Source organism: Escherichia sp. E2748, assembly GCF_005781125.1.
Classification (GTDB): Bacteria; Pseudomonadota; Gammaproteobacteria; order Enterobacterales; family Enterobacteriaceae; genus Escherichia.
This window is the reverse complement of the sequence record NZ_VATP01000012.1, coordinates 45,125-69,387: the sequence shown is the minus strand read 5'-3', so window position 1 is coordinate 69,387 and position 24,263 is coordinate 45,125. Positions and strand designations below refer to the sequence as shown.

The following is a 24,263-nucleotide window of genomic DNA, read 5'->3' as shown; positions in this document are numbered from 1 at the left end:
AAATAATTCCCGATAGTCTTTTGCTATCGGGAATATTAACGACAACTGACAAATCAAATAAAAATACCCTGTATAATAGTAGATATTATTTTACAGGGTAAAACTATGCCATCTACACGCTATCAAAAAATCAATGCCCATCACTATCGCCATGTATGGGCCGTTGGTGATATTCATGGGGATTATCAATTATTACAATCCCGTTTACATCAATTATCATTTTGCACTGAAACAGACTTACTTATTTCCGTCGGCGATAACATTGATCGTGGGCCGGAGAGTCTTAATGTGCTGCGCCTGTTAAACCAGCCCTGGTTTACCACCGTAAAAGGCAACCACGAAGCGATGGCGCTTGATGCGTTCGCTACTGGTGATGGTAATAAGTGGTTAGCCAGCGGCGGTGACTGGTTTTTCGATTTAAATGATACGGAACAACAAGAGGCAATAGACCTGTTACTGAAATTCCATCACCTTCCGCATATTATTGAAATTACCAACGACATAATAAAATATGTCATCGCACATGCAGATTATCCGGGGAATGAATATCTCTTTGACAAAGAAATAGCGGAAAGCGAATTACTCTGGCCTGTTGATCGTGTGCAGAAATCGCTTAATGGCGAGTTACAAAAAATAAACGGCGCTAACTATTTTATATTTGGACATATGATGTTTGATAACATTCAGACGTTCGCTAACCAGATTTATATTGATACCGGATCGCCGAAAAGCGGACGCCTGTCGTTTTATAAAATTAAATAACGTAGCCGGGTAAAGTAAAGCCTCTACCCGGCATTTTTTATTAACGCTTATCTGTCGCCAGCAGCGGCGGAATGCTCGGCACCATCGGCGCGTCATCAATATCTTTTTGCGTCATACGAAACGCCTCCGGATAATGTTCGCGGCTGGTGCGACGTAGCGGTTCGGTATCGCGCCAGGTATAAAGGCAATGCTGGCACTGGTAGACCGTCCAGACATCTTTCACCGGCGATTTCGCCATCACTTCAATCTGTTCATCGGCACAACGTGGACAAATCATCTTGTTCTCCTTATTTACGTGCGGCCAGCATAGCGGTCAGTTTTTCAGCCCAGGCTTTAGTTTCCGGTAAATCGACCACCGGCTGGCTGTAGTGACCACGGTTGTCCGGGGCGACAGGCGTGGTGGCGTCGATAATCAGCTTGTCGGTGATCCCCGCCGGACTTGAGCCTGGGTCGAGTTCCAGCACTGACATATTTGGCAACTGCACCAGGTCGCCCGCCGGGTTCACTTTCGACGAGAGCGCCCACATCACCTGCGGCAGGTTGAACGGATCAACGTCTTCATCGACCATAATCACCATCTTCACATAGCCCAGACCGTGCGGCGTGGTCATCGCACGCAGGCCCACCGCGCGGGCAAAGCCGCCGTAGCGTTTTTTGGTGGAGATTATCGCCAGCAGGCCGTGGGTGTACATGGCGTTCACCGCCTGCACTTCCGGGAACTCGGCTTTCAGTTGCTGATACAGCGGCACACAGGTGGCTGGCCCCATCAGGTAGTCGATTTCAGTCCACGGCATACCGAGATAGAGCGATTCGAAAATCGGTTTCGTGCGGTAAGAGACTTTATCGATGCGCACCACGGTCATGTTGCGCCCGCCGGAGTAGTGGCCGGTAAACTCACCGAACGGCCCTTCAATCTCGCGTTTGCGGCTTTCGATAACCCCTTCGAGGATTACTTCCGAGCCCCACGGCACATCAAAACCGGTCAGCGGGGCGGTAGCGATCGGGTATGGGCTTTCGCGCAGTGCGCCCGCCATTTCGTACTCAGACTGATCGTATTTCAGCGGTGTAGCGCCCATCAGCGTGATGATCGGATCGTTACCAAGGGTGATGGCTATCGGCAAATCTTCTCCACGCTCTTCCGCTTTATGCAGATGCAGGGCGATATCGTGCATTGGCACCGGTTGCAGGCCGAGCTTACGCTTGCCCTTCACTTCCATACGGTAGATGCCGACATTCTGCTTGCCGAAGTTATCCGGGTCGAGCGGATCGCGGGAAACCACGCAGGCTTTATCGAGATAGAAACCGCCATCGCCATCGTTCAGGCGAAACAGCGGCAGAATATCGAACAGGTTAATCTCTTCGCCATCGACAGTGTTCTGCGCCCAGGCTGGATTGGCGCGGCGCTCCGGGGCAATCGGGAAGTTATCCCAGCGGCGGATAAACTCATCAATCTGTTTTTTAACCGGCGTGTTCGGCGGCAGGCCGAGGGAAATCGCGTGGTTCTGCCAGGACCCAATGGTGTTCATCGCCACGCGGGCATCGGTAAAGCCGCGAATATTATCAAACCACAGCGCGGGTGCGCCGTCGCCGATACGCCCGGTGGCGTTGGCAGCAGCGGCCAGATCTGGCTCGGCGTTAACCTCTTCACTGATTTTCAGCAATTGCCCCTGGTCGTCAAGTACCTGTAAAAAGCTGCGTAAATCATCAAAAGCCATTATTCATTCTCCAGAGAAAAACTCCCGGACTGCGGCAATCCTTGCCAGCGCCTGGCTTGAGGATGTTCGAGGCCAAACTGATCCATCACGCGGGCAACCACGTGGTGGACAATGTCATCGACCGTTTCGGGATGGTTATAGAAGGCAGGCATGGGCGGTATCATCGCCACGCCCATACGGGAAAGCGCGAGCATATTTTCAAGGTGGATAGTACTGAGCGGCATTTCACGCGGCACCAGCACCAGCTTGCGCCCTTCTTTGAGAACAACATCAGCTGCGCGCCCCACCAGCCCATCGGCATAGCCAGCACGAATACCAGCCAGCGTCTTCATGCTGCACGGAATAACGATCATGCCATCGGTACGAAAGGAACCTGAGGAGATAGTCGCCGCCTGATCCGCCGGGTTATGGCAATAGTCTCCCAGGGCCGCGACATCGTGGACGCTGTAGGGCGTTTCCAGTTCAATGGTGGTTTTCGCCCACTTCGACATCACAAGATGTGTTTCAACACCGGGCATCTTCTTTAGTGCTTGCAGTAATGCCACACCAAGAGGCGCACCTGTAGCCCCAGTCATCCCGACGATCAGTCTCATTTTTTATTCCCTTAATTGTTCGTACACGAACGTTATTATTAACATACCCTTCTATTCACGTAGCGGCAAGTGCAGAAAAGTAACAACATCTTCTTCGTCACTAAAAAACCGCTATGATAACGGCAGAGAATTAGCCCGGAGTTTACATGGCGTTACGAAATAAAGCGTTCCATCAGTTACGACAGCTTTTTCAGCAGCACACGTCTCGCTGGCAGCATGAGTTACCTGATCTGACCAAACCGCAGTATGCGGTGATGCGCGCTATTGCTGAACACCCCGGTATAGAGCAGGTTGCGCTGATAGAAGCAGCTGTCAGCACGAAGGCAACGCTGGCGGAAATGTTGGCAAGAATGGAAAATCGTGGCCTGGTCAGACGAGAGCATGACACCATCGATAAGCGGCGTCGCTTTGTCTGGCTGACTGCCGAAGGAGAAAAGGTACTTGCGGCAGCTATCCCCATTGGTGACGGCGTGGATGAAGAATTTTTGGGGCGTTTGAGTAGAGATGAGCAAGAGCTGTTTATGCAGCTGGTGCGAAAAATGATGAACACATAACGCTGTCGCATCTTATCCAGGCGACAAAACACACCAACTCCCTATACAAAAGAAAAAGGCCAGCCTCATATGAGACTGGCCTTTCTGACAGATGCTTGCTTATTCGCGGAACAGCGCTTCGATATTCAGCCCCTGAGTCTGCAAAATCTCACGCAGACGACGCAGGCCTTCAACCTGAATCTGGCGAACACGTTCACGGGTGAGGCCAATTTCACGACCTACATCTTCCAGTGTTGCCGCTTCGTACCCCAGCAAACCGAATCGACGTGCCAGCACTTCACGCTGCTTGGCGTTCAGTTCGAACAGCCATTTGACGATGCTTTGTTTCATATCGTCATCTTGCGTGGTGTCTTCCGGACCGTTCTCTTTTTCATCGGCCAGGATATCCAGCAACGCTTTTTCGGAATCACCACCCAATGGGGTGTCTACCGAGGTAATGCGCTCGTTAAGACGAAGCATACGGCTGACGTCATCAACTGGCTTATCCAGTTGCTCTGCGATCTCTTCCGCACTCGGTTCGTGGTCCAGCTTATGGGACAACTCACGTGCGGTTCGCAGGTAAACGTTCAGCTCCTTTACGATGTGAATCGGCAAACGAATAGTACGGGTTTGGTTCATGATGGCCCGTTCGATCGTCTGGCGAATCCACCAGGTTGCGTATGTTGAGAAGCGGAAACCACGTTCCGGGTCAAACTTCTCTACCGCGCGGATCAGCCCCAGGTTGCCCTCTTCGATAAGGTCCAGCAGCGCCAGACCACGATTGCCATAACGGCGGGCAATTTTTACCACCAGACGCAAGTTACTCTCGATCATCCGGCGGCGAGAGGCGACATCACCACGCAGTGCGCGACGCGCAAAATAAACTTCTTCTTCGGCCGTTAACAGTGGCGAATAACCAATCTCACCAAGATAAAGCTGAGTCGCGTCCAGCACACGCTGTGTTGCGCCCTGCGATAACAGCTCCTCTTCGGCCAAATCGTTATCACTGGGTTCCTCTTCAACTAAGGCCTTTTCGTCAAAAACCTCAACTCCATTCTCATCAAATTCCGCGTCTTCATTTAAATCATGAACTTTCAGCGTATTCTGACTCATAAGGTGGCTCCTACCCGTGATCCCTTGACGGAACATTCAAGCAAAAGCCTGGTTCCGCCGATTTATCGCTGCGGCAAATAACGCAGCGGGTTTACGGATTTCCCCTTGTAACGAATTTCAAAATGCAAGCGTGTTGAACTGGTTCCGGTGCTACCCATGGTCGCTATTTTTTGCCCCGCCTTAACTTCTTGTTGTTCCCGGACCAGCATTGTGTCGTTATGGGCGTAGGCACTCAGGTAATCATCATTATGTTTGATGATAATCAGATTACCGTAGCCGCGCAGCGCATTACCGGCATAAACAACGCGGCCATCTGCGGTCGCGATAATTGCCTGTCCTTTGCTACCTGCGATATCAATCCCCTTGTTGCCTCCCTCAGAAGCGCCAAAGGTTTCAATCACTTTGCCCTCAGTCGGCCAGCGCCAGGTGGAGATCGGCGTACTGGTTGTTGTACTGCTGACAGTTGGCTCGGTTGTGCTTGCTGTTGGTACCGTTACAGGCGCTGTGACCGTGGTCGCAGTTGGCTTGTTGTTCGGCAACATTTTGTTAGCACTCTGTTCACCCGAAGATTCAGAATACGTAATTGTCGGTTGCGACGCAACAGCAACGGTGGAATTTTGTGCAGGCTTGATCACAACTCCTTGCTCTGCTGCGTCGGCCTGGGTAATGGCATTTCCGCCAGTGATTGGCGTACCGGAAGCATTCCCCACCTGTAAGGTCTGACCTACGTTCAGAGCGTAAGGCGCCTGAATATTGTTGCGTTGGGCAAGGTCACGGAAGTCGTTACCGGTAATCCAGGCGATATAGAAAAGCGTGTCGCCTTTTTTCACGGTGTAAGTACTGCCGCTATAACTGCCTTTCGGAATATTTCCGTACTGACGGTTATAGACGATGCGTCCGTTTTCCATTTGCACCGGTTGCTGGGCAACAGGCTGTACCGGTTGGATTTGCGGCTGTTGAGCCGATTGAATTTGTGGCTGTTGTACCGGCTGAATTTGCGTTTGCTGCGTTGTAGACGTCGTCCCCATTTTCGGTGGCGGCGTAATCAACATACCAGAATTGGTATTTGCAGGTGCATTGCCATTGACGGAGCTGACAGGTGCCGGTGGATTTGAAGTGTCAGAACAGCCAGCCAACCATAGCGAAACCAGTGACAAAGCCGCAATACGGCGAACGGTGAATTTTGGGCTTCCCGCGCTCATTTATCCCCCAGGAAAAAAATTGGTTAATAACCAGTGACATAATTACCGTGCAAGGCACTCTACTGAACACTGGAAAAGATGTTCACGATACGCTGACCTGCTGCAAAATAACCAGGAAAATTCCAGGTATTTTCCTCACGAGCTAAGCCAGCTCCCCCTTTACTAAGGGAACAAAGCGCACAGCCTCCACGGTGTCGATAATAAATTCGCCTCCCCGACGACGCACCCGCTTTAAATACTGGTGCTCTTCCCCTACGGGTAAGACGAGAATGCCGCCTTCGTCCAGTTGCGTCATTAACGCTGTCGGAATTTCGGGCGGTGCAGCCGTTACAATGATAGCGTCAAACGGCGCACGTGCTTGCCAACCTTGCCATCCATCGCCGTGACGGGTTGAAACATTGTGTAAATCAAGATTTTTCAGACGCCTGCGCGCCTGCCACTGCAACCCTTTAATCCGCTCGACCGAGCATACATGCTGGACAAGATGTGCCAGAATTGCTGTTTGATATCCTGAACCAGTGCCGATCTCCAGCACTCGCGACTGCGGCGTCAGTTCAAGTAATTCAGTCATTCGCGCCACCATATACGGCTGCGAAATTGTCTGCCCCTGACCTATCGGCAATGCGATATTGTCCCAGGCTTTTTGTTCAAACGCTTCATCGATGAATTTTTCACGCGGCACGGCAGCAAGTGCATTAAGCACCTGCTCATCCTGAATACCTTGCGCACGTAATTGATCCAGAAGTGCTTGTACGCGTCTGCTTACCATTGCGTGCCAACTCCCACGCTGTTTAACCAGTCTGAAACCACATCTTGCGCGTTGTGCGCGGTTAAATCCACATGCAGCGGCGTGATGGAGACGTAGCCTTCATCTACCGCAGCAAAATCGGTCCCCGGACCGGCATCACACTTACCGCCCGGCGGGCCAATCCAGTACAGCGTATTACCGCGCGGATCCTGCTGCGGAATCACTTGATCTGCCGGATGTCGTGTACCGCAGCGAGTCACGCGGATACCTTTAATCTGATCCAGCGGTAAATCAGGTACGTTGATATTGAGAATACGTCCGGTACGCAGCGGCTCTTTACACAGTGCACGCAAAATGGAACAGGTGACCGCTGCAGCAGTGTCGTAATGTTTATGCCCGTCAAGTGAAACGGCCAGTGCCGGAAAGCCTAAATGACGGCCTTCCATCGCGGCGGCTACCGTGCCGGAATAAATAACATCATCACCCAGATTCGGCCCGGCGTTAATACCCGAAACCACAATATCCGGGCGCGGACGCATCAGAGCATTCACGCCAAGATAGACACAATCGGTCGGGGTTCCCATTTGCACGGCGATATCACCATTTTCAAAGGTAAACGTGCGCAGGGAGGATTCCAGCGTTAGAGAATTTGAAGCGCCGCTGCGATTACGATCGGGGGCGACCACCTGAACGTCAGCAAACTCACGCAGAGCTTTCGCCAGCGTTTGTATACCGGGTGCATGTACCCCGTCATCATTACTCAGCAATATGCGCATAATCACCTGTTGTGTTGATAAGTTCCCTGACAACGCTGGTTGCAAAGCTTCCTGCCGGAAGCCAGAAACGGATTTCGACGGTGACGTCATCCCACCAGTTCCAGCTTAATTGTTGCGGATATAACAGCATCGCTCTGCGCGCCGCCTCAACTTTTTCGCGCAGCAGTAAGGCTTGTAATTCCGTTTCTTCGGCGACAGCTGCTTGTTCGAATGCCAGCGCCTCACGCTGGGTTCCCCATTCGCCGCTACCCGGCATTGCAGCGGTAATTAACAGCTCTTTATCGTTCACGCGACGCTGTAATTCCGCCAGTTCTTCATTCGTGGCAACAAACCAGCTGCCGCGCCCGGCTAATTGTAGCGCATCACCGTCAACAACCTGATTAACTTCTGCTTTTTTGAGACGCTCAGCAACAATCTGATTAAACAACGCACTACGAGCTGCCGACAACCAAAAACTACGCTTATTGCGATCGCGCACCGGAGTATTGGTTTGCGCCCAGCGCAACGCACCCTGCAAGTTACTACCGCCAATACCAAAACGTTGCGCGCCAAAGTAATTCGGTACACCTTTCACGCAAATATCGATCAGTCGCTGTTCAACGTCATCACGATTGCTCACTTCTCGCAGCACCAGGGTAAAAGCGTTGCCTTTCAGCGCCCCTAAACGCAGTTTGCGCTTGTGGCGTGCATACTCCAGCACCTGGCAGCCTTCCAGTTGAAACGCACTTAGATCAGGCATCTCTTTGCCCGGTACCCGAGCGCATAACCACTGTTCCGTAACGGCGTGTTTGTCTTTCTGCCCGGCGAAACTGACTTCGCGAGCATGAATTTTCAGGAATTTCGCCAGTGCGTCGGCCACAAAACGGGTATTGCAGCCGTTTTTGAGGATCCGCACCAGGATATGCTCACCTTCACCATCAGGCTCAAAGCCTAAATCTTCCACCACCACAAAATCTTCCGGGTTAGCTTTCAGCAGCCCGGTTCCTTGCGGTTTGCCGTGGAGGTAAGTGAGATTATCAAATTCAATCATTTTGTTGCCTTAATGAGTAGCGCCACCGCTTCACAGGCAATCCCTTCCCCACGTCCGGTAAATCCGAGTTTTTCCGTAGTAGTGGCTTTCACGTTAACATCATCCATATGGCAGCCGAGATCTTCGGCAATAAACACGCGCATTTGTGGAATGTGCGGCAGCATCTTCGGTGCCTGAGCGATGATAGTGACATCGACGTTGCCGAGGGTATAGCCCTTCGCCTGAATGCGTCGCCAGGCTTCGCGTAGCAGCTCGCGGCTGTCAGCGCCTTTAAATGCCGGATCGGTATCCGGGAATAGCTTGCCGATATCCCCCAGCGCCGCTGCACCAAGTAATGCATCGGTCAGCGCGTGCAGCGCCACGTCGCCATCAGAATGTGCCAGCAGCCCTTTTTCATAAGGGATGCGCACGCCACCAATGATAATTGGGCCTTCGCCGCCAAAGGCGTGAACATCAAAACCGTGTCCAATTCGCATTATGTATTCTCCTGATGGATGGTTCGGGTGAGGTAAAACTCGGCAAGCGCCAAATCTTCCGGGCGCGTGACTTTAATGTTATCCGCTCGACCTTCGACAAGCTGTGGATGAAAACCGCAGTATTCCAGCGCTGAGGCTTCGTCAGTAATGGTAGCGCCTTCATTTAAAGCGCGTGTCAGGCAGTCATGTAACAGCTCACGAGGGAAAAATTGCGGCGTAAGCGCGTGCCATAAGCCGTTGCGATCAACGGTGTGAGCAATGGCGTTTTTGCCAGGCTCGGCGCGTTTCATCGTGTCGCGCACCGGTGCGGCGAGGATCCCTCCCGTGCGGCTGGTTTCGCTCAACGCCAACAGGCGCGCGAGGTCATCCTGATGCAGACAAGGGCGAGCGGCGTCATGCACTAACACCCACTGCGCATCGCCAGCGGCATTCAGACCAGCCAGCACGGAATTAGCACGCTCTTCACCACCAGCAACAACGGTGATTTGCGGATGATTCGCCAGAGGAAGTTGAGCAAAGCGGTTATCGCCAGGGCTTATTGCAATGACGACACGCGTCACCCGGGGATGCGCCAGCAACGCATGCACCGAGTGTTCAAGAATGGTTTGATTACCGATTGAGAGATATTGCTTAGGACATTCCGTTTGCATTCGGCGGCCAAATCCGGCCGCCGGAACCACGGCGCAAACATCCAAATGAGTGGTTGCCATGTTAATTCCTGGGCTGATTTATCGATTGTTTTGCCCCGCAGACTGCGCGCGCTTCGACGCGTCAGGCACCAGACGATAAAAAGTTTCGCCCGGCCTGGTCATGCTGAGTTCATTACGCGCACGCTCTTCGAGCGCCTCCTGGCCGCCATTGAGATCGTCAATTTCGGCAAAAAGCTGATCGTTTCGCGCTTTAAGTTTCGCGTTTGTAGCTTGCTGTGCCGCCACATCATCATTGACGCGGGTATAGTCATGTATACCGTTCTTACCGAACCACAGCGAATACTGTAGCCAGACCAGAATAGCCAGCAACAGCAGCGTTAGTTTACCCATCCTGCCCCCTGAAAAACGGCATCCTCATCCCATGCATCCGAAGACGACTCTACATCCTCTGTTGGGGATACCGCGACAACGCGGGCAAATGTACCACATTTGTCCACTGTTACGTATACCCAGGGCGCGCAGAACATAATCTCATTATTGGTTACGGTTTGAATTATGGACAGAATGAACAGGAAAGAACAGATTAGCCCAACAACCACATAAACAGTGCACCAAACATAATGCCAACGGTGATAAAAGTGAAAACAATACTGTAGCGTAATTTCCCGTCCATCAAGGAATGCAGCGCAATACCTACCACCACCGCAACAGGCATCAGCGCCAGAAAGAAAGGCCAAGTGTAGATAAAGAAAAACAGCGTGTTAGAGCCATAAATCAACATCGGAATCGCCAGTGCACACAGCCAGGACACAAAACCGACCACGGCCCCTGGTAGCGACCATGTGGTTTCTTCATCCTCGGTAAGGCTATCACTATTTGTTAGTGTAATGTTATGGCTATTACGCATATCAGATCCTGTTACTTTGACGAACCGGGCATGAAAACCCGGTGGTGTCTCAGGATCTGATAATATCGTTCTGTCTCAGTAGATCTAATAATTGCTGAACCAAATTTGTTACTAATTGTTCACCATTGAGATGAATTTCTGCCGATTCAGGCGCTTCGTAAACGGAATCTATTCCGGTAAAGTTACGCAGTTCACCAGCGCGTGCTTTTTTATATAAGCCTTTTGGATCGCGAGACTCACAAATCGCCAGCGGCGTATCGACAAACACTTCGATAAACCGCCCTTCTCCTACACGTTCGCGAACCATCTGCCGTTCGCCACGGTGTGGTGAGATAAACGCCGTCAGCACCACCAGTCCGGCTTCGACCATTAAATTCGCCACCTCACCGACCCGACGGATATTTTCTTTGCGATCGGCATCGCTAAAACCGAGATCGCTGCATAAACCGTGGCGGACATTGTCGCCATCCAGTAAATATGTACTGACGCCAAGTTTATGTAACGCCTCCTCCAGCGCCCCCGCGACCGTTGATTTACCGGAACCAGAGAGGCCGGTAAACCACAGCACAACACCTCGATGACCGTGGTGGTGCTCGCGTTGTTGTGCAGTAACCGGATGGCTATGCCAGACGACGTTTTCGTCATGCAGCGCCATCATTTACCTCCCAGTAAATCGCGCGCTCCCCAGTGCGGGAAGTGGCGGCGTACTAACGCATTCAGCTCCAGCTCGAATGCGCTAAATTCCGACGGCGCAACGGCGGCCTCGTTTTTCGGCTCATGCACCATACCGGCACCAACAGTCACGTTGCTCAGGCGATCGATAAAAATCAGCCCACCCGTCACCGGATTTTGTTGATAACGATCTAACACCAACGGCTCGTCAAAGGTGAGATCCACGAGGCCGATCCCATTCAGTGGCAGGTTTTCAACTTCACGCTGGGTAAGGTTATTAATATCAACCTGATAGTGAATACCATCAACGCGGGCGCGCGTCTTCTTACCGGCGATTTTGATGTCGTAACTCTGCCCAGGGGAAAGCGGTTGCTCCGCCATCCATACCACATCAACTGACGCGCTCTGCACTGCCGGTAACGCTTCATCTGCTGTCAGCAGCAGATCGCCACGGCTGATATCGATCTCGTCCGTCAGCACCAGGGTGAGCGCTTCTCCAGCAAAAGCTTCTCCGCGATCGCCATCAAAAGTGGCGATCCGCGCGATGCTTGACTCCACACCAGAGGGCAGCACTTTGACACGTTGCCCGACTTGCACGCTGCCGGAAGCCAGCGTTCCGGCGTAGCCACGAAAATCGAGATTAGGGCGGTTAACGTACTGAACCGGGAAGCGCATCGGCTGGGCATCAACCACTCGCTGAATCTCCACGGTTTCCAGCACTTCAAGTAATGTTGGGCCGCTGTACCACGGCATTCTTTCACTTTGCGAAGCTACATTGTCGCCTTCCAGCGCAGAGAGCGGCACAAAGCGAATATCCAGATTGCCCGGCAATTGTTCGGCAAAAGTCAGGTAGTCTTCACGAATGCGGGTGAATGTCTCTTCACTGTAATCCACCAGATCCATTTTGTTGATCGCTACGACCAGATGTTTGATCCCCAACAGCGTGGAGATAAAACTGTGACGACGGGTTTGATCGAGCACGCCTTTACGGGCGTCGATCAATAAGATCGCCAGCTCACACGTTGACGCGCCAGTCGCCATATTGCGGGTGTACTGCTCGTGCCCAGGGGTATCGGCGATAATAAATTTACGCTTCTCGGTGGAGAAATAGCGATAAGCCACATCGATTGTGATGCCCTGTTCGCGTTCCGCTTGCAGGCCGTCCACCAGCAGCGCCAGATCCAGTTTTTCGCCCTGGGTGCCGTGACGTTTACTGTCGTTATGCAGCGATGAGAGCTGATCTTCGTAGATTTGGCGGGTATCGTGCAGCAGGCGACCAATCAGGGTACTTTTGCCGTCATCGACGCTACCACAGGTCAGAAAACGCAGCAGGCTTTTATGTTGTTGCGCAATCATCCAGGCTTCGACGCCGCCTTCATTGGCGATTTGTTGTGCAAGTGCGGTGTTCATCTTAAAAATACCCCTGACGTTTTTTCAGCTCCATAGAGCCTGCCTGGTCGCGGTCAATCACGCGCCCCTGACGTTCACTGGTGGTGGAAACAAGCATCTCTTCGATGATCTCCGGCAGCGTTTGTGCATTCGACTCAACCGCACCGGTCAGCGGCCAGCAGCCCAGCGTGCGGAAGCGCACCATCCGTTTTTTAATCACTTCGCCCGGTTGCAGGTCGATACGGTTGTCATCAATCATCATCAACATACCGTCGCGTTCCAGAACCGGACGTTCAGCGGCGAGATACAGTGGAACAATGTCGATATTTTCCAGCCAGATGTATTGCCAGATATCCTGCTCGGTCCAGTTAGAGAGCGGGAAGACGCGGATGCTTTCGCCTTTGTTGATCTGCCCGTTATAGTTGTGCCACAACTCCGGACGCTGGTTTTTCGGATCCCAGCGATGAAATCGGTCACGGAAAGAGTAGATTCGTTCTTTGGCGCGGGACTTCTCTTCATCGCGACGTGCGCCACCGAAGGCGGCATCAAAACCGTATTTGTTCAGAGCCTGTTTCAAACCTTCGGTTTTCATAATGTCGGTATGTTTGGCGCTGCCGTGCACGAACGGGTTAATCCCCATCGCCACGCCTTCCGGGTTTTTATGTACCAGCAACTCGCAGCCGTAAGCTTTCGCCGTACGATCGCGGAACTCATACATCTCGCGGAATTTCCAGCCGGTATCGACATGCAGCAGTGGGAACGGCAGCGTACCAGGATAAAACGCCTTGCGCGCCAGATGCAGCATGACGCTGGAATCTTTGCCGATGGAGTAAAGCATCACCGGATTTGAGAATTCTGCCGCCACCTCGCGAATGATGTGGATGCTTTCCGCCTCCAGCTGTCGTAGGTGGGTAAGTCGTTTTTGATCCATAACCGTTCCTTTGCAATACCGCTATTTTCTTGCCATCAGATGTTTCGACTATAGGGAGCGCAGGAGAACGAATGAAATTACCAATTGGAATGAGTAGTTCCTTAACGGAATAACGCTTTGGCAAAGCAAATATCAAAAAGTGCTTAAGCTACCGAATTTCGGGCGTTTAGGAAGATTTGAAATTGTTTTAGCGCAGCGGCAGTTTCATACTATGGCGGTAAAAATTTTGCATGGTATTTAAGGACTCACTATGTTTTCCGCATTGCGCCACCGTACCGCTGCCCTGGCGCTCGGCGTATGCTTTATTCTCCCCGTTTACGCCTCATCACCTAAACCTGGTGATTTTGCCAATACACAGGCGCGACATATTGCCACTTTCTTTCCGGGACGAATGACCGGAACACCCGCAGAAATGTTATCTGCCGATTATATTCGGCAACAGTTTCAGCAAATGGGTTACCGCAGTGACATTCGAACATTTAATAGCCGATATATTTATACCGCACGCGATAACCGCAAAAACTGGCACAACGTGACGGGAAGTACGGTGATTGCCGCTCATGAAGGCAAAGCGCCGCAGCAGATCATCATTATGGCGCATCTGGATACCTATGCCCCGCAGAGCGACGCAGATGCAGATGCCAATCTCGGCGGGCTGACGTTACAAGGAATGGATGATAATGCCGCAGGTTTAGGTGTCATGCTGGAGCTGGCTGAACGCCTGAAAGATATTCCGACTGAGTATGGGATTCGTTTTATTGCCACCAGTGGTGAAGAGGAAGGGAAATTAGGTGCTGAGAATTTACTCAAGCGCATGAGTGATACCGAAAAGAAAAATACTTTATTGGTGATTAACCTCGATAATCTGATTGTTGGCGATAAGCTGTATTTCAACAGTGGCGTAAAAACACCTGAAGCAGTAAGGAAATTAACGCGCGACCGGGCGCTGGCAATTGCCCGCAGTCACGGAATTGCCGCCACCACAAATCCAGGTTTGAATAAAAACTATCCGAAAGGCACTGGGTGTTGTAATGACGCAGAAATATTCGACAAAGCGGGCATTGCTGTACTTTCGGTGGAAGCGACAAACTGGAATCTTGGGAATAAGGATGGTTATCAGCAACGAGCAAAAACAGCCGCATTCCCTGCGGGAAATAGCTGGCATGACGTAAGACTGGATAATCAACAGCATATAGATAAGGCACTTCCTGGAAGAATAGAACGCCGCTGCCGTGATGTTATGCGGATAATGTTACCGTTGGTGAAGGAGCTGGCGAAGGCGTCTTGATGGGGTTGAAAATGAGAGTTGGGAGTTCCCCGCTGGCGCGGGGAACACGCCGCTCGATCAACCCTTCAAGAATGCACGACATGTAAGCGTCACAGGCGTGGATCTCATCAGCCAGCAGGATTTTATTACTCAGCCCCAGAAGCCGCAGATTATTATGTTTGAACGGCATCACCGCCATCATCGCCTGATCCAAAGTGCCGACGCCAATTTCAGCCAGTAACGCCTTCTTGTTACTGTCGGCAAACCAGGCCGCACATCCCTGACTGAACGTTTGTTCATCCGATTCTTCTGACCCGACTAAATCACCGGACCAGAGTGATTCATTAAAGCGGTCCATTAATGTGCGGGCACTGTGTGCCAGCACCAGGCTGGGGCGAGATTCTGGAGAATAGAAAGCAAGCCAGGTTTTGACCAACCGATCGTACATGGCATTGGCCGTTGCCATTGTTGGCAGGCCAAAAAACAAACCCTGTGCTTTCCCCGCAGCCATCAACCTGTGCGCCAGGATAAGAGCCGCTTCTGTTTTACCTGCGCCAGTCACATCTTCCAGAATAAATAATTGTGGCCCTGGCTGGCTGATATCCAGATCCAGCACCTTTTGCTGTAACGGTGTCGGGTGCTCAATAAAAGGAAACAGCGTATTAATTCCGGTGAAAGGTGCAGTTTTTGCTTTTGGAGGAAAGACGGTTAATGCGTTTTGAGCCTGAACTAAAATTTTCTGCCAGTAATCTTCAATATCCATAGCACGTGCGACGCGTGGAAAAAACCGCGTTGACGAACCCGTCCAGTCTGCGAGTACGACGGTTGCAGAGATATACCAGGAAAGTTGTTTTAAAAGTTCAACGCCCTCGTCATCATTCCAGAATGCGGGGATCTCGATGAGCGGAAACAGTGCCTTGATTTCAAGGAGAAAATCTCGTGCGGCAGCTTTGTCTTCAGGCAGAAAATTATCCAGTTCATCAATACGATCTGGGGGCCGACCATGATGCCCGGTAGTCATGGGCATCCACATCTCCATCACCCGTTTAAGTTTGCGCGGAGAGAGTAAAGAGGAAGGAAGCAATTCTTCGCATTCACTTAAATAATGATGCCACAACCAGTATGAATGAGAGATCTTTTCGTAATTCTTTCTTGCGCCTTCCGGAACCTTGAGTTGTGGGTTCAGGTAAAGTTGCTGAAATGAGCGGGCAAATTTTCCAATATCGTGCCAGCACAGCAACCAGGCGAAAAATTGTGCCGCCTGTTCCCTATCTGAAATACCTAATTGACGAAAATAGTCAGCCAGCCCGAAGCAATTACTTTTGACCATTAAATAGCCCATCGCGGCTACATCGAGCGAATGCCAACAAAGAAGATGATAGTCGTCCCCCCCTCTTTCTCGGCACGTCGGGTTTTTCCCCAGAAATCAAAGAAAGTCACAATGTTTTTATCCTTCAGTAAAACTTAAAGGATATTTATGCATATATTAAAAATTATCTGTGATATATATCGTTCAATAAAATATCTGCATTATGAATAATTAAATGACTTTCATCCGTAATATATATGAATAATAAATACAGGCATAATATTCACATAAACAATATAAATTAAAAAAGGGTGCAGGAGACCAAACCATCACAATTCAGTACGCGGGGTTTTACCCCCGCGTGGTGGCTACTTCTTCGATTCGTAAGCGAGAACAGCCTTAAACTCCATACCACGTTCTCTGATACTCAACTCACACAACGAGTCGCCTACCATCAGCGTGAATCCCAGTACTGTACAACACAGTACGATGATTGCCGCAAGGGCATATTTTGTCAGCATGTCTTGCCTCCCTGCAAAGAAGAGACTAACATTCGAATTGTTTGGGTTCGAACGTAAGCCTCAGGTTGATAGAAATATCGCCTGGGGCTTTTGTCCATCTGGAACCTCGCGAATGCTTAACGCCAGACAGCCTCAAGCACCCAATGCCATTCTATACCTGTTAATTCTCCCTGCGACGCTCACGTTTAAATGCCGGAATGCTGCTCGCAAAATAAATACGCCCCCATCGTTTCCGACAGGGGCGCTTATTAACGGTACCGATTTATTACCCTTCGTGAAGCCCACATTCTCTTTTTAATCCAAAGAAACGCGTTTCTTCTTCCGCCATGCCAGGTTCCCATTTACGGGTTGTATGGGTATCTCCCACCGATAAATATCCTTCATCCCATAATGGGTGATATTTCAGGCCATGTTTTTGCAGGTACTGATATATCATCCGGTTATCCCAGTCGATAATCGGCAGCACCTTAAATACGCCACGCTGAATTGCCAGCACCGGTAAATTAGCGCGGCTGCCGGATTGTTCGCGGCGCAGGCCAGCAAACCAGGTTTGCGCATTCAGTTCTTTCAGCGCCCGGTTCATCGGTTCAACTTTGTTGATGTCATTGTATTTTTCAATGCCTTCAACGCCCTGCTCCCACAGTTTACCGTAGCGCGCTTCCTGCCAGGCGGCGCTTTCGGTAGCACGGTACACTTTCAGGTTGAGCTTGAGTTTGTCCGTTAACTCGTCAATAAAGCGGTAAGTTTCCGGGAACAGATAACCGGTATCGGTGAGGATCACCGGAATGTCCGGGTGAATCTGATTCACCAGATGCAGGCTCACCGCCGCCTGAATGCCGAAGCTGGAAGAAAGCACATATTCACCGGGCAGATTATCCAGCGCCCAGGCAACGCGGCCTTCAGCGTCCAGTTTTTCCAGTTCGGCGTTAGTTTGGGCCAGCGCCAGAATCCGGTCTACCTTTGGCAGTTCGTTCAGGGTGTTTAGATCGAGTTTGGACATAAGTTCCTCACTGTTTGCCTTGCCTGATGCGACGCTGACGCGTCTTATCAGGCCTACAAGACCGGGCTCAACCGTAGGTCGGATAAGGCGTTTACGCCGCATCCGGCAAAGGTGCCAACTTGCCTGATGCGACGCTGGCGCGTCTTATCAGGCCTACAAGACCGGGCTGATGGTTAATCCCACAAATCGCGCGCCGGGTCGAGCACCGGGCGAATGATGCCCGCACGCACCGTAAAGTCGCCGAAGCCTTCACCCGCTTCACGCTCTTTCGCCCAGCGCCCTATCAGTTCATCAAGCGACGCCAGGATTTCCGGCTCGGAGATGTTTTCTTTATACATCCGTGGGATACGTGTCCCCATGCGGTTGCCGCCAAGATGCAGGTTGTAGCGACCCGGCGCTTTACCCACCAGACCCACTTCCGCCAGCATCGCGCGACCACAACCGTTCGGGCAGCCTGTTACACGCATCACGATATGCTCATCGCTAATGCCATGTTTCGCCATTAAATTATCGATGTTATCGATAAACGACGGCAGGAAACGCTCCGCTTCCGCCATCGCCAGCGGGCAAGTCGGGAATGACACGCAAGCCATTGAGTTTTCACGCTGCGGCGTGACGGCATTCATCAACCCGCTCTCTTTGGCGATCTTCTCGATCTTCGCTTTCTCACTTTCCGGTACACCGGCGATGATCAGATTCTGGTTCGCCGTAATGCGGAAATCGCCTTTGTGGATCTTCGCGATCTCCAGCAAGCCGGTTTTCAGCGGACGCCCAGGATAATCAAGGATGCGACCATTTTCGATAAACAGCGTCAGATGCCAGTTATCATCAATGCCCTTAACCCAGCCAATACGATCACCGCGTCCGGTAAACTCATACGGACGGATCGGTTCAAATTTGATCCCCGCGCGACGCTCCACTTCCGCTTTAAACGTCTCAACACCCACGCGCTCCAGCGTGTATTTGGTTTTGGCATTTTTACGATCGGTTCGGTTACCCCAGTCACGCTGAGTTGTCACGACGGCTTCCGCCACCGCCAGCGTATGCTCCAGCGGCAGATAGCCAAACTCGCTCGCCGTGCGGGCGTAGGTTTTCTTGTTACCGTGCTCCATGGAAAGCCCACCGCCCACCAACAGGTTAAAGCCCACCAGCTTGCCGTTTTCCGCGATCGCCACGAAATTCATGTCGTTGGCATGCAGATCGATATCGTTCTGCGGCGGGATCACTACCGTGGTTTTAAACTTACGCGGCAGGTAGGTCTGACCAAGGATCGGCTCTTCATCAGTAGTGGCGACTTTTTCCTGATCGAGCCAGATCTCCGCGTACGCGCGAGTACGCGGCAGCAGATGTTCAGAAATTTTCTTCGCCCATTCATACGCTTCCGCATGCAGCTGCGACTCGAACGGGTTCGAGGTGCACAGCACGTTACGGTTCATGTCGTTGGCGGTGGCTAACGCATCCAGACCAACCGAGTGCAGCATCTGGTGCGCAGGTTTGACGTTCTTTTTCAGAATACCGTGGAACTGAAACGTCTGACGGTTGGTCAGGCGGATGCTACCGTAAATGGTGTTTTCCACCGCAAATTTATCGATCGCCTGCCACTGTTTGGTGGTGATAACACCGCCAGGCAAACGGCAGCGCAGCATCATGGCGTGGCGCGGTTCCAGCTTCTGCTCAGCACGTTCAGCGCGGATGTCACGGTCATCCTGCTGATACATACCGTGGAAACGGATCAGCAGGAAGTTATCGCCCTTAAACCCACCGGTCAGGCCGTCATTTAAATCTTCAGCAATCGTGCCGCGCAGATAGTTGCTTTCAAGCTTCATGCGCTCGGCGTCTGCCAGTTTACCTTCGACCACTAAAGGCCCTGGATGTTTTTCGCTCATTAGTAGACATCTCGCTGATAACGGCGCTCTACGCGCAGCTCACTTAAAAATTCATCCGCCGCTTCGGTGTCCATGCCACCAAATTCGGCAATCACTTCCAGAAGCGCCTGTTCAACGTCTTTCGCCATGCGATTAGCGTCGCCGCAGACATAAATGTGGGCACCGTCATTGATCCAGCGCCACAGTTCTGCGCCCTGTTCGCGCAGTTTGTCTTGTACGTAAATTTTTTCTTTTTGATCGCGCGACCAGGCGAGATCGATGCGCGTCAGCACGCCTTCTTTCTCGTAACGCTGCCATTCCACCTGGTAGAGGAAATCTTCCGTAAAGTGTGGGTTGCCGAAGAAAAGCCAGTTTTTGCCCGGCGCTTCGTCGGCGGCACGTTGCTGCATAAAGGCGCGGAACGGCGCAATACCAGTACCTGGGCCAATCATAATCACCGGGGTTTCCGGGTTAGCAGGCAGGCGGAAGTTGTCGTTATGTTCGATAAAGACGCGGACTTCGCCCTCTTCTTCCACGCGATCCGCGAGGAAACTAGAAGCACCACCGGCACGGGCGCGGCCTTCCACGTCGTAACGCACCACGCCAACGGTGACGTGTACTTCGTTCTCGACTTCCGCCTGCGAGGAGGCTATGGAATAGAGGCGCGGGGTCAGCGGGCGCAGCAGATTAATCAGCGCTTCGGCATCCAGTTGTGCCGGCGAGAAACGCACCATGTCGACAATCGGCGTGGTCGCGGCGTAATGCTGCAACTTCGCTTTATCGCCCACCAGCGGCAGCAGCGTTTCGCTGCGCGTTAAGGTAGCGTAGTTCTCAACGATATTGGCGGTGTTGACGGTCAGTTCGAAGTGCCACTGTAGCGCCTCATTCAACGGCAGGGTTTTGCCCTCAACGGTGACAGGTTCATCGCCTTTCAGCCACAGCAGTTCGACAAGTTCTTTCACCAGTGCCGGATCGTTCTGATACCAGACGCCCAGCGCGTCACCCGGCTGGTAACGCAGGCCTGAGTCGCCTAAGTCAATTTCGATATGACGAATGTCTTTTTCAGAGTTACGCCCGGTAATTTTCTGGTTAACCGAAAGGCTAGCCACCAGCGGCGCGTCTTTGCTGTACGGGCTGGTGTGGATTTCATTTAGCGCGCCAGTAGCGACGGATTGTGAAGGTGCTGCGACAGGCGCGCGCGATTTAAGCGCATCAACCACGCGGGCGCGCCACTCGCTGGCAGCGGCCTGGTATTCAACGTCGGCATCGACACGATCGAGCAGGCGTTCACCGCCCAGTTCCGCCAGCTTGCTGTCGAAATCTTTCCCGGACTGGCAGAAAAATTCATAAGAGCTATCGCCAAGGCTAAACACGGCAAACGCGGTGTTTTCCAGCTTCGGCGCTTTTTTGGAGAACAGAAACTTATGCAGCGCGACGGCTTCTTCCGGCGGTTCCCCTTCCCCTTGTGTTGACGTCACCACGATAAGCAGTTTTTCGCTGGCGATTTGTTTGAATTTATAGTCGCCCGCGTTCACCAGCTTAACGTTCAGTTTTACCGCTAATAAGTCATCGCGTAACGCTTCGGCGACCCGACGCGCATTGCCGGTTTGCGAAGCGGAGATAATAGTAATACCCGGCATTTCTGCGGCGGGCGCTGGCGTCGCTGCAAGCGTAGCAGGCTGCTGATTGAGCACGCCCCAGAAATAGCCAGAAACCCAGGCAAGCTGGGTGGGCGTTAAATCGGTCGTGGCCGCCTGGAGGCGTGCCAGTTGCTCCGGGTTCAGCGGAAGCAAAGCGGAAGGTGGGACCTGTGTCGTCATGCGTCGTTATGTTCCAGTAAGCAAAGCTGTTTATCGGCCCTGTCAGCGCCCATAAAACAGAAGAGAAGGTAAGGTTAACGGCGCGAAGGGGGTGGATTAAAGACGGGATAGCGATAACTAATAACCAAATCGACTAACCTGTTTTAGCAATAGTCTTTAACAACAAAATAGATTTATTAACTCAATGAAAAATAAATAAATATCGACCGCAATTAAGTTAAATCGGTCATTTTGCGCAACAAACCCGTTTTTAGTAATGCGAAAAAACAGGCTTTCCGGTACTCTACGGCGGTTTTATCGTCCTGTAGAGAAATTATGATGTCCACCACGTTATTTAAAGATTTCACCTTCGAAGCCGCTCACCGTCTGCCGCACGTCCCACAGGGACATAAGTGCGGGCGCTTACACGGGCATTCTTTTATGGTGCGCCTGGAAATCACAGGGGAAGTCGATCCACATACGGGCTGGATTATCGATTTCGCTGAACTGAAAGCGGCGTTTAAACCAACCTACGATCGCCTCGACCACTATTACCTCAATGATATACCCGGTCTGGAAAACCCAACCAGCGAAGTTTTAGCAAAATGGATTTGGGATCAAGTTAAACCCGTTGTGCCGCTATTAAGTGCGGTGATGGTGAAAGAAACCTGCACTGCAGGCTGTATCTATCGCGGCGAATGATAAGAGTGTGTCGGCGGTCAATTTCCCTTAAGTAACGCTATGTTAGGGTGTTGCGCTCAGGATATCTGGAGCACACCATGGAAGATGACTGCGACATTATTATCATCGGTGCGGGTATAGCAGGCACCGCTTGTGCTTTACGCTGCGCGCGGGCAGGTTTGTCCGTTCTGTTACTGGAACGCGCTGAAATTCCCGGCAGTAAAAACCTTTCCGGCGGGCGTTTATATACCCATGCGCTCGCTGAACTCCTCCCGCAATTTCATCTGACCGCGCCCCTTGAGCGTCGCATCACCCACGAAAGCCTTTCTTTATTAACACCAGATGGCGCCACAACATTTTCCAGCTTACTGCCCAACGGCGAGTCATGGAGCGTGTTACGCCCGCGATTCGATCCGTGGCTGGTTGCCGAAGCCGAAAAAGAAGGTGTCGAGTGTATCCCTGGTGCGACGGTAGATGCGCTGTATGAAGAAAACGGCAGAGTGTGTGGCGTTATCTGTGGTGACGATATTCTCCGCACCCGTTATGTCGTCCTGGCAGAAGGTGCCAATAGCCTCCTGGCGGAACGCCACGGATTAGTTACCCGCCCTGCTGGCGAATCAATGGCGTTAGGAATCAAAGAAGTGCTGGCGCTGGAAACATCCGCTATTGAAGAACGTTTTCATCTGGAGAATAACGAAGGCGCAGCGTTGCTGTTCAGCGGCGAAATCTGTGATGACTTGCCCGGCGGCGCATTTCTTTATACTAATCAACAAACGCTCTCGTTAGGGATTGTTTGCCCGCTCTCTTCCCTTACGCAAAGTCGTGTTCCGGCAAGCGAGCTGCTGGCCCGCTTTAAAACGCATCCAGCAGTGCGCCCGCTTATCAAAAACACGGAATCGCTGGAGTATGGCGCGCATCTGGTGCCAGAAGGTGGCCTGCACAGTATGCCGGTGCAATACGCCGGTAACGGCTGGCTACTGGTGGGCGATGCGTTACGCAGTTGCGTCAATACTGGAATTTCCGTACGCGGCATGGATATGGCGCTGACTGGCGCACAGGCGGCGGCACAAACGCTGATAAGCGCCTGCCAGCACCGCGAGCCGCAAAATCTGTTTCCGCTTTATCATCAAAACATAGAACGCAGTCAGCTGTGGGATGTTCTACAACGTTATCAGCATGTTCCGGCGCTTTTGCAACGCCCGGGATGGTACCGTGCGTGGCCTGCGTTAATGCAGGATATTTCCCGTGATTTATGGGATCAGGGGGATAAACCTGTTCCGCCGCTGCGCCAGTTACTCTGGCGTCATATACGTCGTCATGGCCTGTGGCATCTGGCGGGCGATGTTATCAGGAGTCTGCGATGTCTGTAGCCCGTAATCTCTGGCGCGTTGCTGATGCGCCGCACATTGTTCCGGCTGACTCCGTTGAGCGTCAGACGGCAGAACGATTGATTAACGCCTGTCCGGCAGGTCTTTTTTCGCTCACGCCGGAAGGGGACTTACGTGTTGATTATCGCGGTTGCCTTGAGTGCGGAACCTGCCGTTTGCTGTGCGACGAAAAAACACTACAACAGTGGCGCTATCCGCCTTCCGGATTCGGCATCACCTACCGCTTTGGATAAATAATAAGGATAATTTATGTCCCTCTTACACCTGCTCCGCCAGAATCCGGTGATTGCTGCCGTTAAAGATAATGCCAGCCTGCAACTGGCAATCGATTCTGAATGCCAGTTTATTTCCGTGTTGTACGGCAATATCTGCACCATCAGCCATATCGTTAAAAAGATTAAGAACGCCGGGAAATATGCCTTTATTCATGTCGATTTGCTGGAAGGTGCATCGAACAAAGAAGTGGTGATTCAGTTTCTGAAACTGGTGACCGAAGCGGACGGCATTATCAGCACGAAAGCATCGATGCTGAAAGCGGCAAGAGCGGAAGGTTTTTTCTGTATTCATCGCCTGTTTATTGTCGATTCGATTTCGTTTCACAACATTGATAAGCAGGTTGCGCAATCGAACCCAGATTGTATTGAGATCCTCCCAGGCTGCATGCCCAAAGTGCTGGGCTGGGTGACGGAGAAAATCCGCCAACCGCTGATTGCTGGTGGGTTGGTGTGCGATGAAGAAGATGCGCGTAATGCGATTAACGCGGGTGTGGTGGCGCTTTCCACCACGAATACCGGGGTCTGGACGTTAGCGAAAAAATTGCTTTGACGGGATAATCGTAACGAATTGAATTTGTGTGATTTGTAGGCTGTATGCCAAATCCGGCATTCAGCGCCTGATGCGACGCTTGACGCGTCTTATCAGGCCTACAAGTCCCGA

At 51.9% G+C, this 24,263-nt stretch carries 26 protein-coding genes and 1 pseudogene; 7 read left to right on the top strand and 20 right to left on the bottom strand.

Annotated features, from left to right (window positions below; translation table 11 throughout):
• The first annotated feature begins 105 nt into the window (after positions 1–105).
• Positions 106–762 carry a protein-serine/threonine phosphatase gene (gene pphB, locus FEK42_RS12060; RefSeq protein WP_135492929.1) on the top strand — a complete coding sequence of 219 codons (657 nt, stop codon included), beginning with the start codon at positions 106–108 and terminating at the stop codon, positions 760–762.
• 40 nt (positions 763–802) lie between these two features.
• Here the strand turns inward: pphB and FEK42_RS12055 are convergent, their stop codons facing one another.
• From FEK42_RS12055 to FEK42_RS12045, 3 genes are read right to left on the bottom strand one after another with little or no spacing between them, the layout of a single operon-like run.
• Positions 803–1,039 (bottom strand): non-oxidative hydroxyarylic acid decarboxylases subunit D, encoded by a 237-nt coding sequence (locus tag FEK42_RS12055; protein WP_130207652.1) that lies wholly within the window; start codon positions 1,037–1,039, stop codon positions 803–805.
• Between the two features lie 10 nt (positions 1,040–1,049).
• The gene (locus tag FEK42_RS12050; protein WP_135409698.1) at positions 1,050–2,477 is read right to left on the bottom strand and encodes a non-oxidative hydroxyarylic acid decarboxylases subunit C; all 1,428 of its coding nucleotides are present in this window, start codon (positions 2,475–2,477) and stop codon (positions 1,050–1,052) included.
• Positions 2,477–3,070 (bottom strand): non-oxidative hydroxyarylic acid decarboxylases subunit B, encoded by a 594-nt coding sequence (locus tag FEK42_RS12045; protein ID WP_135492930.1) that lies wholly within the window; start codon positions 3,068–3,070, stop codon positions 2,477–2,479. The genes FEK42_RS12050 and FEK42_RS12045 overlap by 1 nt, the downstream gene beginning before the upstream one ends.
• A gap of 146 nt (positions 3,071–3,216) precedes the next feature.
• Between FEK42_RS12045 and FEK42_RS12040 the strand changes: the two genes are divergently transcribed.
• Positions 3,217–3,624, top strand: a complete 408-nt coding sequence (locus FEK42_RS12040; RefSeq protein ID WP_130207658.1) for a MarR family transcriptional regulator — start codon at positions 3,217–3,219, stop codon at positions 3,622–3,624.
• Between the two features lie 99 nt (positions 3,625–3,723).
• On the opposite strand, the gene rpoS is transcribed toward FEK42_RS12040, so the two are convergent.
• The 12 genes from rpoS to cysD all read right to left on the bottom strand — a co-directional run bounded on the left by rpoS (position 3,724) and on the right by cysD (position 13,497).
• On the bottom strand, positions 3,724–4,716 hold the full coding sequence (gene rpoS / locus FEK42_RS12035) for an RNA polymerase sigma factor RpoS (RefSeq protein WP_000081550.1): 993 nt from the start codon (positions 4,714–4,716) through the stop codon (positions 3,724–3,726).
• Positions 4,717–4,778: 62 nt separating this feature from the next.
• The gene (gene nlpD, locus FEK42_RS12030; protein WP_240783138.1) at positions 4,779–5,867 is read right to left on the bottom strand and encodes a murein hydrolase activator NlpD; all 1,089 of its coding nucleotides are present in this window, start codon (positions 5,865–5,867) and stop codon (positions 4,779–4,781) included.
• Between the two features lie 193 nt (positions 5,868–6,060).
• Positions 6,061–6,687, bottom strand: a complete 627-nt coding sequence (pcm, locus tag FEK42_RS12025; RefSeq protein ID WP_000254703.1) for a protein-L-isoaspartate O-methyltransferase — start codon at positions 6,685–6,687, stop codon at positions 6,061–6,063.
• On the bottom strand, positions 6,681–7,442 hold the full coding sequence (gene surE, locus FEK42_RS12020) for a 5'/3'-nucleotidase SurE (RefSeq protein ID WP_001516955.1): 762 nt from the start codon (positions 7,440–7,442) through the stop codon (positions 6,681–6,683). The genes pcm and surE overlap by 7 nt, the downstream gene beginning before the upstream one ends.
• A complete protein-coding gene (gene truD / locus FEK42_RS12015) occupies positions 7,423–8,472 on the bottom strand; it encodes a tRNA pseudouridine(13) synthase TruD (protein ID WP_130259329.1) in 1,050 nt (349 codons plus the stop codon). Before truD ends, surE begins: the two co-directional genes overlap by 20 nt.
• Positions 8,469–8,948, bottom strand: a complete 480-nt coding sequence (ispF, locus tag FEK42_RS12010; RefSeq protein WP_001219242.1) for a 2-C-methyl-D-erythritol 2,4-cyclodiphosphate synthase — start codon at positions 8,946–8,948, stop codon at positions 8,469–8,471. The genes truD and ispF overlap by 4 nt, the downstream gene beginning before the upstream one ends.
• Positions 8,948–9,658, bottom strand: coding sequence for a 2-C-methyl-D-erythritol 4-phosphate cytidylyltransferase (gene ispD, locus FEK42_RS12005; protein WP_135490256.1), 711 nt, complete (start codon positions 9,656–9,658; stop codon positions 8,948–8,950). Before ispD ends, ispF begins: the two co-directional genes overlap by 1 nt.
• 18 nt (positions 9,659–9,676) lie before the next feature.
• Positions 9,677–9,988, bottom strand: coding sequence for a cell division protein FtsB (gene ftsB / locus FEK42_RS12000; RefSeq protein ID WP_000517476.1), 312 nt, complete (start codon positions 9,986–9,988; stop codon positions 9,677–9,679).
• A 193-nt stretch (positions 9,989–10,181) separates the two neighbouring features.
• Complete coding sequence (locus FEK42_RS11995; RefSeq protein WP_064528120.1) at positions 10,182–10,505, bottom strand: DUF3561 family protein; 324 nt, start codon at positions 10,503–10,505, stop codon at positions 10,182–10,184.
• Between the two features lie 49 nt (positions 10,506–10,554).
• Positions 10,555–11,160 carry an adenylyl-sulfate kinase gene (gene cysC / locus FEK42_RS11990; protein WP_130259454.1) on the bottom strand — a complete coding sequence of 202 codons (606 nt, stop codon included), beginning with the start codon at positions 11,158–11,160 and terminating at the stop codon, positions 10,555–10,557.
• On the bottom strand, positions 11,160–12,587 hold the full coding sequence (gene cysN, locus FEK42_RS11985) for a sulfate adenylyltransferase subunit CysN (RefSeq protein WP_135492932.1): 1,428 nt from the start codon (positions 12,585–12,587) through the stop codon (positions 11,160–11,162). The genes cysC and cysN overlap by 1 nt, the downstream gene beginning before the upstream one ends.
• A 1-nt stretch (position 12,588) precedes the next feature.
• Positions 12,589–13,497 carry a sulfate adenylyltransferase subunit CysD gene (gene cysD, locus FEK42_RS11980; RefSeq protein WP_000372392.1) on the bottom strand — a complete coding sequence of 303 codons (909 nt, stop codon included), beginning with the start codon at positions 13,495–13,497 and terminating at the stop codon, positions 12,589–12,591.
• Positions 13,498–13,747: 250 nt separating this feature from the next.
• On the opposite strand from cysD, the gene iap reads away from it, so the two are divergent.
• Entirely contained in the window at positions 13,748–14,785 is a 1,038-nt protein-coding gene (gene iap, locus FEK42_RS11975) for an alkaline phosphatase isozyme conversion aminopeptidase (RefSeq protein WP_131162384.1), read from the top strand.
• 46 nt (positions 14,786–14,831) lie between these two features.
• Here iap and FEK42_RS11970 read toward each other — a convergent pair.
• The 5 genes and pseudogenes from FEK42_RS11970 to cysJ form a co-directional block, all read right to left on the bottom strand.
• A pseudogene (locus FEK42_RS11970) lies at positions 14,832–16,204 on the bottom strand (CRISPR-associated endonuclease Cas3''); the annotation flags it as partial.
• Between the two features lie 237 nt (positions 16,205–16,441).
• Entirely contained in the window at positions 16,442–16,594 is a 153-nt protein-coding gene (locus tag FEK42_RS11965) for a Hok/Gef family protein (protein ID WP_130214493.1), read from the bottom strand.
• Positions 16,595–16,859: 265 nt separating this feature from the next.
• Positions 16,860–17,594: a phosphoadenosine phosphosulfate reductase gene (cysH, locus tag FEK42_RS11955; RefSeq protein ID WP_135407655.1), complete on the bottom strand. Its 735-nt coding sequence runs from the start codon at positions 17,592–17,594 to the stop codon at positions 16,860–16,862.
• A 173-nt stretch (positions 17,595–17,767) separates the two neighbouring features.
• Positions 17,768–19,480 carry an assimilatory sulfite reductase (NADPH) hemoprotein subunit gene (gene cysI, locus FEK42_RS11950; RefSeq protein ID WP_135492933.1) on the bottom strand — a complete coding sequence of 571 codons (1,713 nt, stop codon included), beginning with the start codon at positions 19,478–19,480 and terminating at the stop codon, positions 17,768–17,770.
• Positions 19,480–21,279 carry an NADPH-dependent assimilatory sulfite reductase flavoprotein subunit gene (cysJ, locus tag FEK42_RS11945; protein WP_138211837.1) on the bottom strand — a complete coding sequence of 600 codons (1,800 nt, stop codon included), beginning with the start codon at positions 21,277–21,279 and terminating at the stop codon, positions 19,480–19,482. Before cysJ ends, cysI begins: the two co-directional genes overlap by 1 nt.
• Before the next feature lie 315 nt (positions 21,280–21,594).
• Between cysJ and queD the strand changes: the two genes are divergently transcribed.
• From queD to FEK42_RS11925, 4 genes are all read left to right on the top strand, one after another.
• Positions 21,595–21,960, top strand: a complete 366-nt coding sequence (gene queD / locus FEK42_RS11940) for a 6-carboxytetrahydropterin synthase QueD (protein WP_016159619.1) — start codon at positions 21,595–21,597, stop codon at positions 21,958–21,960.
• Between the two features lie 77 nt (positions 21,961–22,037).
• Complete coding sequence (locus tag FEK42_RS11935; RefSeq protein WP_135492934.1) at positions 22,038–23,309, top strand: FAD-dependent oxidoreductase; 1,272 nt, start codon at positions 22,038–22,040, stop codon at positions 23,307–23,309.
• Complete coding sequence (locus FEK42_RS11930; RefSeq protein ID WP_130207668.1) at positions 23,300–23,560, top strand: ferredoxin family protein; 261 nt, start codon at positions 23,300–23,302, stop codon at positions 23,558–23,560. The genes FEK42_RS11935 and FEK42_RS11930 overlap by 10 nt, the downstream gene beginning before the upstream one ends.
• Positions 23,561–23,576: 16 nt before the next feature.
• Positions 23,577–24,152, top strand: a complete 576-nt coding sequence (locus tag FEK42_RS11925; protein WP_130207669.1) for a glycerol-3-phosphate responsive antiterminator — start codon at positions 23,577–23,579, stop codon at positions 24,150–24,152.
• Positions 24,153–24,263 lie beyond the last annotated feature (111 nt).

What these genes read in the sequence shown, in the direction of transcription:
- pphB (WP_135492929.1), top strand. Translation starts at nt 106, where the DNA reads ATGCCATCTACACGCTATCAAAAAATCAATGCCCATCACTATCGCCAT.
- FEK42_RS12055 (WP_130207652.1), bottom strand. Translation starts at nt 1,039, where the DNA reads ATGATTTGTCCACGTTGTGCCGATGAACAGATTGAAGTGATGGCGAAA.
- FEK42_RS12050 (WP_135409698.1), bottom strand. Translation starts at nt 2,477, where the DNA reads ATGGCTTTTGATGATTTACGCAGCTTTTTACAGGTACTTGACGACCAG.
- FEK42_RS12045 (WP_135492930.1), bottom strand. Translation starts at nt 3,070, where the DNA reads ATGAGACTGATCGTCGGGATGACTGGGGCTACAGGTGCGCCTCTTGGT.
- FEK42_RS12040 (WP_130207658.1), top strand. Translation starts at nt 3,217, where the DNA reads ATGGCGTTACGAAATAAAGCGTTCCATCAGTTACGACAGCTTTTTCAG.
- rpoS (WP_000081550.1), bottom strand. Translation starts at nt 4,716, where the DNA reads ATGAGTCAGAATACGCTGAAAGTTCATGATTTAAATGAAGACGCGGAA.
- pcm (WP_000254703.1), bottom strand. Translation starts at nt 6,687, where the DNA reads ATGGTAAGCAGACGCGTACAAGCACTTCTGGATCAATTACGTGCGCAA.
- surE (WP_001516955.1), bottom strand. Translation starts at nt 7,442, where the DNA reads ATGCGCATATTGCTGAGTAATGATGACGGGGTACATGCACCCGGTATA.
- truD (WP_130259329.1), bottom strand. Translation starts at nt 8,472, where the DNA reads ATGATTGAATTTGATAATCTCACTTACCTCCACGGCAAACCGCAAGGA.
- ispF (WP_001219242.1), bottom strand. Translation starts at nt 8,948, where the DNA reads ATGCGAATTGGACACGGTTTTGATGTTCACGCCTTTGGCGGCGAAGGC.
- ispD (WP_135490256.1), bottom strand. Translation starts at nt 9,658, where the DNA reads ATGGCAACCACTCATTTGGATGTTTGCGCCGTGGTTCCGGCGGCCGGA.
- ftsB (WP_000517476.1), bottom strand. Translation starts at nt 9,988, where the DNA reads ATGGGTAAACTAACGCTGCTGTTGCTGGCTATTCTGGTCTGGCTACAG.
- FEK42_RS11995 (WP_064528120.1), bottom strand. Translation starts at nt 10,505, where the DNA reads ATGCGTAATAGCCATAACATTACACTAACAAATAGTGATAGCCTTACC.
- cysC (WP_130259454.1), bottom strand. Translation starts at nt 11,160, where the DNA reads ATGGCGCTGCATGACGAAAACGTCGTCTGGCATAGCCATCCGGTTACT.
- cysN (WP_135492932.1), bottom strand. Translation starts at nt 12,587, where the DNA reads ATGAACACCGCACTTGCACAACAAATCGCCAATGAAGGCGGCGTCGAA.
- cysD (WP_000372392.1), bottom strand. Translation starts at nt 13,497, where the DNA reads ATGGATCAAAAACGACTTACCCACCTACGACAGCTGGAGGCGGAAAGC.
- iap (WP_131162384.1), top strand. Translation starts at nt 13,748, where the DNA reads ATGTTTTCCGCATTGCGCCACCGTACCGCTGCCCTGGCGCTCGGCGTA.
- FEK42_RS11965 (WP_130214493.1), bottom strand. Translation starts at nt 16,594, where the DNA reads ATGCTGACAAAATATGCCCTTGCGGCAATCATCGTACTGTGTTGTACA.
- cysH (WP_135407655.1), bottom strand. Translation starts at nt 17,594, where the DNA reads ATGTCCAAACTCGATCTAAACACCCTGAACGAACTGCCAAAGGTAGAC.
- cysI (WP_135492933.1), bottom strand. Translation starts at nt 19,480, where the DNA reads ATGAGCGAAAAACATCCAGGGCCTTTAGTGGTCGAAGGTAAACTGGCA.
- cysJ (WP_138211837.1), bottom strand. Translation starts at nt 21,279, where the DNA reads ATGACGACACAGGTCCCACCTTCCGCTTTGCTTCCGCTGAACCCGGAG.
- queD (WP_016159619.1), top strand. Translation starts at nt 21,595, where the DNA reads ATGATGTCCACCACGTTATTTAAAGATTTCACCTTCGAAGCCGCTCAC.
- FEK42_RS11935 (WP_135492934.1), top strand. Translation starts at nt 22,038, where the DNA reads ATGGAAGATGACTGCGACATTATTATCATCGGTGCGGGTATAGCAGGC.
- FEK42_RS11930 (WP_130207668.1), top strand. Translation starts at nt 23,300, where the DNA reads ATGTCTGTAGCCCGTAATCTCTGGCGCGTTGCTGATGCGCCGCACATT.
- FEK42_RS11925 (WP_130207669.1), top strand. Translation starts at nt 23,577, where the DNA reads ATGTCCCTCTTACACCTGCTCCGCCAGAATCCGGTGATTGCTGCCGTT.